6 protein-coding genes are annotated in these 12,838 nt (G+C 34.9%); all 6 read right to left on the bottom strand.

Annotated features, from left to right (window positions below; all coding sequences use genetic code 11):
* Positions 1-130: 130 nt before the first annotated feature.
* The 6 genes from A8L32_RS11800 to A8L32_RS11775 all read right to left on the bottom strand — a co-directional run bounded on the left by A8L32_RS11800 (position 131) and on the right by A8L32_RS11775 (position 12,585).
* The gene (locus A8L32_RS11800) at positions 131-1,630 is read right to left on the bottom strand and encodes a hypothetical protein (RefSeq protein WP_075590593.1); all 1,500 of its coding nucleotides are present in this window, start codon (positions 1,628-1,630) and stop codon (positions 131-133) included.
* Between the two features lie 97 nt (positions 1,631-1,727).
* Positions 1,728-2,612, bottom strand: a complete 885-nt coding sequence (locus tag A8L32_RS11795) for a DUF1735 domain-containing protein (RefSeq protein ID WP_075590592.1) — start codon at positions 2,610-2,612, stop codon at positions 1,728-1,730.
* A 17-nt stretch (positions 2,613-2,629) separates the two neighbouring features.
* Positions 2,630-4,462 (bottom strand): RagB/SusD family nutrient uptake outer membrane protein, encoded by a 1,833-nt coding sequence (locus A8L32_RS11790; protein ID WP_066630852.1) that lies wholly within the window; start codon positions 4,460-4,462, stop codon positions 2,630-2,632.
* Positions 4,463-4,492: 30 nt separating this feature from the next.
* Positions 4,493-7,372 (bottom strand): SusC/RagA family TonB-linked outer membrane protein, encoded by a 2,880-nt coding sequence (locus A8L32_RS11785; protein ID WP_075590591.1) that lies wholly within the window; start codon positions 7,370-7,372, stop codon positions 4,493-4,495.
* Positions 7,373-7,392: 20 nt separating this feature from the next.
* Positions 7,393-9,396, bottom strand: a complete 2,004-nt coding sequence (locus A8L32_RS11780) for a RagB/SusD family nutrient uptake outer membrane protein (RefSeq protein ID WP_066630848.1) — start codon at positions 9,394-9,396, stop codon at positions 7,393-7,395.
* A 12-nt stretch (positions 9,397-9,408) separates the two neighbouring features.
* Positions 9,409-12,585 carry a SusC/RagA family TonB-linked outer membrane protein gene (locus tag A8L32_RS11775; protein WP_066630846.1) on the bottom strand — a complete coding sequence of 1,059 codons (3,177 nt, stop codon included), beginning with the start codon at positions 12,583-12,585 and terminating at the stop codon, positions 9,409-9,411.
* Positions 12,586-12,838 lie beyond the last annotated feature (253 nt).

Raw genomic sequence — 12,838 nt, 5'->3', positions numbered from 1 at the left:
ATTCTTACTCTTTCTCGATATAATTCAAGCACCACTTGTGTAGCTTTAAGCATCTCTGGTTTAATCAAAAAAAAGGCTGCCCAAATGGGCAGCCTTGAAAATTAGAAATAGAAATAGAAATATTATCTATTTATGGACGAGGGTCGGGAGTATATATTTTTACATTATCAACCCAAACTTCTCCATCTCCATAGAACAACCAATAAACATAAACACCTTCGTGGCCTGCTCCTGTATATGTCTTAACTTTCTTAAAGGTTTTCCAAACACCAGCTCCAAAATTTTGAGCACCTGTCCAGTTTCCTCCAATCCCATCACCTATACGTCCATTATCTGTGTTAGCTCCAGCAGTATCATCATCTGTGAATCTGAACTCGATACCACCACTTGCTGTAGATTTCATGCCATCAAATTCGATGATAAATTCAGCACCGGGCTCTAAATTGAATCTTGTATTACAAACAAATGATGCTGTACCGCTATCTTTAATCATGTGTAAACTACGTGAACCTTGTAATGACTTATCTGTAACTATTTCACTAAGTCCACTATTGTCTGGATGTGTACCTTGTGACCAACCATCAAGTTCATATCCTCCATCCAAAATCCAACTTTTACCATATAAACAAACCTCATCAACAAATTCTTCTACAATACCAAAAGTAGTTGCATCCTCCAAATGTCCTTTAGATGCAAAACTTACTAACACTTTATCATCACTATACGTATTGTCAGCAAAAGTTAGTTCTAGGTTATAATCATCAACAACAGTAACTGCAGTAACTGCTGGAGTTAAAACCGCTCCTGCACTCGTATTAATTTTAACAGAAAATTCATCTTTTACCTCCGCTGGAAGGTTTTGCATCATTTTTTCAGAATACTGAATTAAAATTTTATTATCAGTTGCTACTGCTTGAACAATATTGACATAACGTTGTACAACGTTAATCCAACCTGTTTTAATTACCTGATCAGATACAAACTCTCCTGGATTATCCTCTCTGGTCGCTGTATAATCAACCGTATATACACCTGGTGTTTGGTATTGAACTTCAATAGACGATTGATCACTTGTTGCAGGAGTACCTTCTTCAAATTTCCAATCATAAAACTCAGGTAGTCCAGTGCTATTGTCAGCAAATGTAACAATATCACCTGTTTTTAAATTAATAACATCACCTTCACCTGGCATTGGGTCAGTAATTATACCAGCTGTTACAGGAATAGAATTAATTGGCATAGTAACCTCTGAAGGGATAGTTTTTCCATCAGAAGTACGTTCCGATAATAGAGATACAGTTATCTCTCCTGGCAAAGGCAAAGTAAGTTTGAACATTTTTTCTGTTGAAGTTGTGTCCCAGGTACCTTGCTCAACTGTCCATGTTCTTTTATCGACAGCAGCTGTAGAGTTATCTATTAAATAGAAAGTCTCCCCCATATCAGCCTCACTAATTACCTCTGATTTCTCATCAGAAACAATAATATGACCACTTAGGTCTCCAGTAAACTCTTTGAGCTCAACCTCTCTTGTATCCGTTGTAATATCGATGCTTTTGTAATCTACTTCATCACACGAAGCAAATGAGAAAACTACAACCATCAACATAAAATAATATAATATTTTTTTCATGTTATATATTTTTTACTAATTGATTCATGAAACCAACATAAAAAGGAATTCTATTCTTTCTATGTATGGTCTCATATCTTATACAATTATATAATACTTAATTCCAACTTTCCAGAGTTAACTCTGTATTAGAGTAAATCAAAGTATCTGCAACTAAATGATCAGTACCATTGATTGTATATTCATACTTTGAAATAAACGTTCTGGTTTTAAAATCATAAGTAGAAGCTCCCACAAGTTCAGAAACTTCAGACCCCTCTGCTGGCATTAGCACTGAACTACCATCTTCGTTAAACTGCATGGTATAATTAATACCATTTGTAAATCCAACCCTTGGTACATTTAATTTATCCTTTGCTATTGTATTTAAAAATACATAATCTCGGATACCATCAGGGTCATTATAAACAATTGTATCCTTTGGAGTTCCGTCCAAATTGAAGCTTACATCAGCTCCTTTTATGATATACCTACCATCAAATTGATTTTTGAACTTAACTACTAAAATAGAATACTGACGGTTATCCAAAACAGAATCCGTAGTTGCCTCTGTAATTAAAAATGGCAATGCATATTTGTTCCCTGATGCTTCAGGGTATTTAATTAAAGAATCCCTTTTGATTGTAACATCAATGAAACCCACATTAGAATTACTTATTTTAAATTCAGACTCACTAGATAAAGTATACCAGTTAGTAGGCATAGGAGTAATAACATCTTTAAAACCATCGTTATTGGTAATTAAAGTATCTTCAATCATAAAATATACAGTTTCAGATACTCCTTCATAAGAATACTTACCTCCTAAAGTAACTCCCACTTTAAATTTGATATCCTCTTCGTCTGTATCTACAATAAACGTACGAGCAGGATACTGATACGCGAAGTAAGTACCTGTATAGTCAAAATCGCCCTTGTAGTCGTCATAACAACTCGTCATAACAAGAACAAGCATAAACGAAAATAATATTAACTTTTTCATATTCATCATTTTATAATTTATCTCCAACCGTCGTTTTGCATTAAATTCGGGCATGTTAATATTTCGCTTTGTGGAATAGCACCATATCTCATATACTCCAGTAATTCAACCTGCCCAGGATATGCACCTTCTGAAAAATCATATTTAGACTCAGAAGCATCACCTGTAATAACTACCTTTTTAACTGGCATATTCAAGTTATCATTCCAACGTCTAATATCATAATAACGATGTCCTTCAAAACAAAGTTCAATACGTCTTTCTGCTTTAATTACTTCTGTAATGTCAGACAAACCAGCTAAATAGGGATCATCAGCTACATCTGCCCCTGAACCTACAGGTAAGTTTGCACGATGCCTAACGGCTCTTAAAGCTTCTCTGGCAGTTAGTCCGTTTATAGCAACATCTGGTCCTACTGCAGCATTGGCAGCTTCAGCAAAATTTAAATATACCTCCACAGCTCTAAACATAGCTACAAAATGCCAAGTTAATTCCTCAGCAATACCAGGCGAAAAAGAAGCATTCTGCGTTATCCACTTTCTTAAATAATAATTGGTACGTGAAATACGTTGATCATTCGTAATGGTTGTATTACCTTCAATAGTGTTATTTCCACCAGGCCACATTTGAATTTGATTATTTTGGAACCAGTAATTATTATAGATTACAGTCATATCCAGACGAGGATCTCTATTCGCATATGGGTTAAAACCATCTTCTAGAGGATCATAACCAGACATTGCATGATCAATAGGATAACCATTAGCCGCAGGGAAAGCATCCACTAAGTTTTGAGATGGATTTGTTCTTCCTTTTACCGCTAAACCTTGAGATGGAGGGTAGTTATTCATTTCCCAATCTGAATTGTTATTATAAGCGATTCTTTTTACATTTTTCTTTAGAATTAACTCATCATTATCATCGACAGCTGTAAAAAAGGCATCATCAATATTACTGGGGTTATAGTATTCACTCTTTAAGCCTCCTAAAATATCAATAGCTTCTTTCGCTGCTACAGCAGCTTTTCTGTAAAGTTCAGTATTTCCATCGCCTCCTGAAAATGCAGGACTTGCAGCATATAAAAGCATTCTAGACTTTAATGAATAACAAGCAGTTGTTGTAGGTAAACCATCTAAATCAGGACCATAAACATCTGAAATATAATCTGGATTATTATCTACAAAATCCTTCGAATACTCAGGCAATAAAAACCCAGGAGTTAAAGCAGTATCGATATGTGCTGTAATAAAATCAACACAATCCGCATAACTATCTCTCTTAATTTGCCTTCCTTCTTCTAAACTTATCTCTCCTTCTACAATAGGTACTCCCATAATTGTTCCATTAACAGGACCCGCATAATCACGTAAAAGTTGAAAATAATTCAAAGCTAATAAAAAATGAACTTCACCTTCAATTCTTTTTCTAATTTGCCTATCACTTTCTTCACTTGATGTATAGTAAACAATATCGTCGTTTAATCCTACAGTTAAGAACTGATAAACGTTTTTTATACGCTCGTAATTATTACCCCATGTATAAAAAGGATAATTGTTAGACGTAAAATACTCCGGAATTGTATACATTTTCCATGGAGCAGAATCATAATCATTCGATACTGCATTATCCGTAGCACAATCCAAAAAATTGCTATTCATAGTTGTATACGATCCTGGTATTGAACTATAAGCAGGTACATATAAACCATGTACGTATTCTGGATTTAATTGATAATTGAACACTGTTTCACCACTCAAAGTATTATGGAGGTTTGGCTCAAAAAAGTCCTCACAACCAGTAAAAGTAACCAGTAGCAAAAACAGTGCAATATAATTTCTTATACTTTTCATCTTATTAATCTTTTTAATTTTTTAATTCAATTAAAAGCTAAGTCTCAAACCTCCTGAGATAGTAATGAACTCAGGGTTAGATGAGATTCCTGACCAAGGTGACGCTGCAGACACATCTTTCATTGAAGAAATAGTTAATAAATTATTTCCTCTTGCATAAAATTCTAAACTTTGTGCTGCCATTTTAGAAACGATTGATTTAGGCATAAGATAGCTTAACTCAACAGTTCTTAAACGAAAATATGCCTGATTTCTTTTCCAATAATCAGATGCAACATAACTATGTGCTTGCCCATTACTACTTAAACGTGGTTGAGTAAAATTATCACTTTCTAAACCTGTCGCAACCCCACTTGCATCAAATATAGGTACTGCGGCCTCTGAAGCAAACTTAGAATATTTTACATTCCCTTTATTGGTTAAATAAGCTAAATTGTTAGCCATAAAATCAGAACCTGTATAACCTTGTCCTAAAGCATAAAGACTGAAGTTTTTATAACGTAAATTTAAGTTAAAAGTATACGCATAACGTGGAGTACTGTTACCAATAATAGTCTGATCATAATTATTAATCACATTATCGTTAAAACTATACTCATCATACATATCAGACAAATCCTTTATTTTTAAGTCGCCTGGGATAAAAGTACCATTTTTTGAAGTTAAAGGAGTATTCGAATCCTGATCATATCCATAGGTGGCAACTTCGTTAGCATCCATATAATAACCATCAGCCTTATAACCCCAAATAGCATCGACTTCAGTTCCTTCTTTATTTTGAAAAGAAAAATCATTTAACTCATCATACTGACTCCATACAGACTCTGAATAAGTTAAAGAACCACCTAGAGAGTATGTAAAATCACCAACTCTATTCGTAAATTGCAAGGCTAATTCAAAACCTTTAGTATCTACACCATTATAATTAGCTATAATGGTTGGTACTCCAATTACTTTAGGGAATGCATATTTCATTTCGGTTGGCATTCCAGTGCGCTCTTCTGTAAAATAATCTGCACTAAACTCTAACCTATTTTTTAACATGCGCATAGTCATACCAATGTTCATTTCTTTTGACTCTTCAAAAGTTAAATTGGAATTACCTGCTTGATTATACTGTGTTCCTACTAGCTGACTATTTCCATCTTTATCACCCGTTTTAAAACTACCTGCCCAATACTTATAAAAATCTTGGTATTTCAAATAGTCGAAAGATTGATCATAACCAATTGTACCAAACGAAGCCTTTAACTTTAAATAGTCAATAAAATCAACATTATCCATAAAGTCCTCTTCTGATAAAATATAAGAAACTCCAAAGGCATTATACATTTTCCAACGATTCTCCTTGGTAAAACGTGTAGAACCCATATACGAACCTGAATATTCAGCTATGTATTTGTTATTGAAGGCATAATTCACTCTAAAACCATAGTTCATAGATTTATCGTCCTGAATAGTAGCCATTAAATCATCATCATCTGTATTGTCGTTATTATCAGAAACAACCGTTTTAACAGATTTATTATCTACCATATAACTAACTGTAGCAGCTATGGCATGATCACCGAATTCTCTTACGTAATCAATATTACCTCCAGCTCCTATATTTCTGTAATAAGCATCAGAAAACCTTTTTTCATTAGCTTTCGGGTTATACACACCAAAAACTTCTAAGGTATCTCTTTCAATACCATTACCATCAGTATAGGTACTAGGCTTTAAGGTTCTATACGTCAACTCCTTACCTTCAACTATTTGATTGTTAATATCAAAGCTCATATATGCTCTAGCACTTAATCCTTCAACATACTGGTTAAGATCTAAGTCTATTCCCATATTTGTTTGTGCAAACGATGTTTCAGACCTTTTATAACCACCATAAACCATATCTCCATACAAGTTTTTACCTTTTTCTACAGCATCTGAAGTACCCATAGAGTCAATATGTGCTATTGGGCTAATAAATACAGGGTAGTCATTGGGTTTTCTAGCTGATAATTCACTAAACAAATTATTAACACGGTTACCTTTATCTATTCTATACTGACCAGCAACATCTAGATTAACCGAAATCCAATCATTTACCTTATAATCAAGGTTACTACGCACGTTTAAAGTATTTGAAGTAGATTTATCTCCTACCTTTTCTAATCCTTGAGATCCTAACCAACCTAAATTTAGATAATACTTTACTTTTTCGTCTCCTCCAATTAGATCCATATTCACCCTTTTAAAACTAGAGTGATCCTCGGCAAATCTATTATACCAATCCTCATCCGGATTTTTATAGTCAATTCCTGCATTATCAATTTGTTCCTGCGAATAAACAGGTGTTTTACCATCATTAGCTAAAGCTTGATTATTATATTTCATATAATCTGCTGAACCTAAATAATCAGGGTAAGAATCCACCATATTGTATCCATACTCACCAGTGAAGGTGAGCTTCTGCTTGGCATTTATACCTCTTTTGGTTTTTACCACAATAACACCATTGGCAGCTCTACTACCATATAACATTTTTGCTGTAACATCTTTTAATATATGCACCGATTCAACCTCTTCAAGCGTTAACGAATTTAAATTACGGTTAGATAATCCATCTATAATAATCAATGGTGTATCGTTATCACCTCCACGAGATTTACCTCTTATTCGTCCGTTTACATAACCTGGAGCCATACCTTGTATTGCATTGTAAAGATAAGGTAGACTCGAATGAGAAATATCTTCACTTGTAATTACGTCTACGGCACCAACAAGTCGGTTTTCAGAAACCTTGCCGAACGGCAAGTCTATCAAAGCCGTTTTTGTAGTGTCACTGTCATTTTGCTCTTGCGCACTTACTGCTGTTAAACAAAGCATGCAAAAAATAGCAAACGACAGTTTCAAAATATACTGTTTCATAATTTACTTTATTTTTAAGTTTACCAACCTGGATTTTGTTCAAAAACAAAAAACATATCTTTAGTACCATTAGGGAAAGGATACCAATAATGCTTGTCTTCAAAAACTCGGTAAGCATTATCTAATTTTTTAGAGCTATAGTCAAACGTATCATCACTAGGATCAGCTGTACCATTATCATACTTAATTATCGAAGCTCCATAAATCCCTTTACTCAATACATCTTTAGCAATTCTCCAACGACGTATATCTTTCCAGCGGCGGAACTCTCCAAAATACTCCACTCCCCACTCGTTTCTTACTCGGTCTCTGAAGTCATCCTGATTTAAGAATTCGCTGCGTACATTTGGCATTCCAACACGTGTTCTAATTAAATTAAGCGCATCTGCTGCTGTATTTAAAGGTTCCGTTGAATGGTTTTTATCCTTAGGAACACTACTTAATCCAGGAATAGGAGTAGTCGGACCATATAATTCATTACCCAACTCAGCTAATCCTAAATACATATCTGCTACACGAATATGTGGGAAGATAAAATATTTAGCTGCACTACCTACTAATTTCTCGAATTTGTTATTTCCTGGAACGCGCCATTTTCCGCCATCAAAATAACCAGTATAACTAGCAGGGTAAGCATTATAATGGTAACCTGTACGAGTAACTTCCACGAAATCACCATCCTTTTTATTAAAATCCTGCGTTAAAGCATCATTACTCCAAGCTTCATTTCTTAATGCGGTGTTATTTATCCATTTTTCAGTAGTATACATTTCATCATTTGGACAGAAAACCATCATCTTTAATCTAGGGTCTCTGTTTTCATATGGATTTCCTTCGTCAAAACTAGGATCATCTGAACTAAAACCATTCACAGGGTAACCATCTATAGTTTCAAATCTATCAACGGCATTTTGAGTAGGCATATTAAAATTATTTCCCCATCCACCATCATGTCCAGGTAACCACCAACCTACACCAATGTTCCACCACTGCATAGTCATCATTCCTCCTTTATTAGTTGGACCTGGCTGTATTAACGCTTCATCCGAAACTGCATTATCACATCTCCAATTTTGTAGATAATCAGCTTGAGAATATAACTTATAACGTGATTCTGAACTATTAATAAGACTTAAGGCCTCTAACGTGGCATCAATACCTTTTTGAGCATATTCTTGATTATAAGTATCCTGTCCAAATGGAAATGCACCATTATCAGTATTCATTAATGGGCTAGCTGCATACATATATGTCATAGCTTTAATAGAAGCCGCTGTAGCGCTAGTAAAACGCCCGGTGTTTCCTGCTTGCTGAACATATGTAACTGGTAATAATTTAATAGCCTCATCACAATCTTTAGCAATTAAATCAGCACATTGTTGAAATGTAGGTCTCTTCGTATCAAAATTAAAATCAGGATTAAACTCTACACCTGCACCACTTGTAGTATCAACTAACAAGATAGGACCGTAACGACGAATAACTTCAAACATATGCCAAGCTCGTAAGGCAAAAGCCTGTCCTAACAGGTGATTTTTTAACTCATCATTGGTATAACCAGTTCCTGCAGGAAAGTCATCTAACAAATCAATATTATTGATAGCAATACTCATTGCTCTTACAGCTTTCATGGCTCTACCTGCTGGTTGTTGATGAAATGGAGCTGAACTATGAACTCCTAATGGATTACCAATGTGTTCTTGGTTATATTTAATTCCGAAATCCCAATAATCCAAATCTTGCCACACTCCTTTATTGGCTTGTTCTGCACCTGTATTATATTCAGCTACTTGACGCTCATCAGACAAAATTCCGACACAGGATTCTCCATTTGCAAACGTACCAAAATAATTAACAATAAGCCAATTACCTCTATCTATAGCACCTCTATAACTATAATAGTCAGAATACACTACTTCCGTATCAATCCCTCGATCTGGATCTACATCCAAATAATCCTCACAAGAAACAAAGCTTATTAAGGATACTAGTAAAATAAATATTATTTTATTATTCTTTTTCATCATCTCTACTTTTTAAAATGAAAATCTACATCCTAAATTATATCTCTTTGTAATAGGATATACCTCCAATTTCTTGGCCTCAGGGTCAACTGCTTTTGGTATTTTCTGCCAGGTATATAAGTTATTTCCGTTTACATAAAACTCTACGTTATCGAAGAAATTAGTTCTATCTATAAACGCTTTAGGAAGCTTATATTTTAACTCTACATTTCGTAAACGTACAAATGAAGCATTACGTAAACTATACTGACTTTTTTGACTATAATACGTAGACTTAGTAGCGTGTAGTACTGGAACTTCACTTCCTGTATTCCATGGCGTCCAGGCATCTTTTTGCTCATTATTTTTAAGAATAAAGTCTACACTCGAAATTCCCTCATAAGCAAACAAATAACTACGAGAAAGGTCTTTAGAGATATCCCACATACCGTTAATCATAGTCGTTAAACTCAAATTTTTATAGCTAAACCCAAAAGAAAAAGCAAAAGATTTAGTGGCATAAGAAGGGTGACCAATGGCAACAATATCATTATTATCAATTACACCATCAGCATTGTAATCATTTACCCTAAGATCGCCCGGAATATAACCCGACAATAAATCGGTATAGGTTCCTGCGTAAACCTCATCCCAGTTTTGGTACAGCCCCATCGTTTTAAACCCTTTATTAGCTTCAATAGGCATACCTGCATTTTTTCTATAATCAGGAGTCCCAGGAGGGTCATCTCTATTTACAATTCGATTTTCACTTAAGGAAACATTACCTTTTACCCAATAAGAAATATCACTACCTATTCTATCATTCCAGTTAAGTTCTAAATCAAACCCATGATTTTTAGTTTCTCCCATATTGGCAAAAGGAGCTTCATTACCAAACCAATTTGGTACAGTATTCCTTTGCATTAGAATATCCTTTGTATACTCCGAGAATAAATCTAGTGTGGTTTTAAGACGGTTATTTAATACATTAATTTCAACCCCTAAGTTTTGTTTTGTTGCTGTTTCCCAACCAACATCCGGCACAGGAGGCTGCCCTTCTGTATATATTGGCATCTTAGATTTAGAAGCTGTTGACCCCCACCCTGTTATTGAAGGCTGGTAAGCATATTCCATTGGTATCATAGCATCCGAGTATGTACTAATATAACGGAATCTATCGTCATCATTCCTAATACCTCCAGAAACTCCAGTTAAACCATAAGAGTATCTAACTTTAAAGAAATCTACAAAAGGAAGGTTATCCTTGATGAAATTTTCTTCACTAAGAACCCAACCTCCAGAAATAGAAGGGAAAAATCCGAATCGTTTTCCTGGTGCAAAGTTTTCGTTACCGTTATATGCACCATTGGCCTCAAATAAATACTTATCTGCAAACCCATAGGTAACACGGCCTACCCAACTTTCTTCGTGACGAGGAAAGTTATTACCATATTTCTCTTTTCTACGTTGCCATAATGCAAGCGCAGAAACATCATGATTTCCGAAAGATTGATTATAATTTAATGAAAACTCGTAATACAAACTACTTGTGTAGTTACTTAGACTTTCATTTCCAATAGTTGCAGGGTTTTCCCAATTATCCCACTGATCTGAACGTGGTTCTATAACTACATTACCTTCAGCATCCGTTCTAGGAGTATATTTATTTAAAGTGGCTACTTGATAGTAAATAGGTGAACTCTGATACCTTTTGTTGATATCTGTAGTATATCTTCTACTATAGTTGTTCGAAAACTTACCCATTGCAGTAAAATGCTCTCCTATATCCTGCTTTAAAATGAAATCGGTATACAACCTGTTATTCTTTTTCTTGGCTGCCCCTTCACGTTCCATTATTGCTAAATAGTTAACATTTACAGTTCCATTCCCTGGGTCATAACCAAGCCTTCCATCTTCATACACGGGTGGCGCACTTACCATTACTGTTTCGTACATACGACTTAAAAGAGAGGCTGTTCCGGTTTCAGCTACACCACTAAAACTCTCATTAGTAGTCCTATTACCATTCCAGTTTGTCATATCACCAGATAACTTTACGGAGAACTTAGTTGACTGAGTTAAGTTGAAATCTAAGTTACTACGCCAGTTAAAACGATGTTGATATGTACGTGGATCAAACTCTGGTTGTTCTTCTAAGTCAAAGATATCACCATCATAGTTATAACCAAAGGAAGTAAAATATTTAACAAAATCGTTACCTCCAGAAATGTTTAAGTTATACTGTTGCGTATAACCTGTACCAATTAAATCATTTACAAATGAAGTATACTGATAAAAAGGATGATTTGCATATGCAGGGTCTCTAAACTTATTTATATAAGATTGAGGTACTAATGCCGCATAATTACGATCATTCATTAAAGCCATATTATAGTACTCCATATTCGTAGCCATATCTGCCACATAGTCAGTATCTATAGTTGGTGTTTTCATACCTACATTAGCCGTAAACGAAACCTTGGCTTTACCTTTAGCTCCTACTTTTGTTGTTACTAAAATTACACCATTCGCTCCCTTAACACCATATACCGCTGTTGCTGAAGCATCTTTTAACACAGAGATACTCTCTATTTCATTTGGATCAAGGTTGTTAAAATCACGCTCAACGCCATCCACTAATGTAAGTGGAGAACTATCAGTCCATGACCCTCTTCCTCGAATAAGAATTTCAGCAGCAGTAGAACCCGGCTGACCTGCTGCCTGCATGGTAGTTACCCCAGGAAGAAGACCTGTTAGAGCTTCTGAGATAGTGGTAACACTACCTGCTTGTAATAACTCTTCTCCTTTGGCTGTTGTGATCGCCCCTACAACAGACTTCTTTTTTTGCTGTCCGTAACCAACAACTACAACATCATCGATCATTTCTGTTTCCGCCTTAAGCGTTACATTAATTACCGATTGTCCACCAACGGCAACTTCTTGCGTTTCATATCCAATAAACCTGAACATCAAAACAGCATCAGAACTAACAGATAAAGAATAATTACCATCAAAATCGGTAATAGTACCTCGTGAATTATCGCCTTTTACCACGATATTTACACCAGGAATTACTTCTCCGGTACCATCAATTACTCTACCCTTAACTGTTACATCTTGTGCAAAAGCATTGGGCAAGGTAAATAGAAACAGAAGCATCAGCATGCCCCTTGTAATACCTTTCATTTTCACTTTTAAAGTTTTTTTCATAGTTAAAATGTTTTTATTCAATGTCTTATTTAAAGCTTACTAAACCTTAACAGAACATCAAAACCAACTGGTGATTACATTATTTTCGTGTAACAATAGTGTATTACACTCGTTGACTCATTTAAGACTATAGATCTACTATAGTTTTGTAACACCCATTTGCTTGAAGGATCAAGCATATGGTTTAAACTCCTCTTCATTTTTTTGAGATTTCGATTATACATGAACACGCTTTAGATTTATTCAATTCTTA

The sequence above is a fragment of the Labilibacter marinus genome (assembly GCF_001659685.2).
Lineage (GTDB): Bacteria > Bacteroidota > Bacteroidia > Bacteroidales > Marinilabiliaceae > Saccharicrinis > Saccharicrinis marinus.
Note: the sequence above shows the minus strand (reverse complement) of the source record. Positions and strands in the feature narration are given on the sequence as shown.

What these genes read in the sequence shown, in the direction of transcription:
- A8L32_RS11780 (WP_066630848.1), bottom strand. Translation starts at nt 9,396, where the DNA reads ATGAAAAAGAATAATAAAATAATATTTATTTTACTAGTATCCTTAATA.
- A8L32_RS11775 (WP_066630846.1), bottom strand. Translation starts at nt 12,585, where the DNA reads ATGAAAAAAACTTTAAAAGTGAAAATGAAAGGTATTACAAGGGGCATG.
- A8L32_RS11800 (WP_075590593.1), bottom strand. Translation starts at nt 1,630, where the DNA reads ATGAAAAAAATATTATATTATTTTATGTTGATGGTTGTAGTTTTCTCA.
- A8L32_RS11790 (WP_066630852.1), bottom strand. Translation starts at nt 4,462, where the DNA reads ATGAAAAGTATAAGAAATTATATTGCACTGTTTTTGCTACTGGTTACT.
- A8L32_RS11785 (WP_075590591.1), bottom strand. Translation starts at nt 7,372, where the DNA reads ATGAAACAGTATATTTTGAAACTGTCGTTTGCTATTTTTTGCATGCTT.
- A8L32_RS11795 (WP_075590592.1), bottom strand. Translation starts at nt 2,612, where the DNA reads ATGAAAAAGTTAATATTATTTTCGTTTATGCTTGTTCTTGTTATGACG.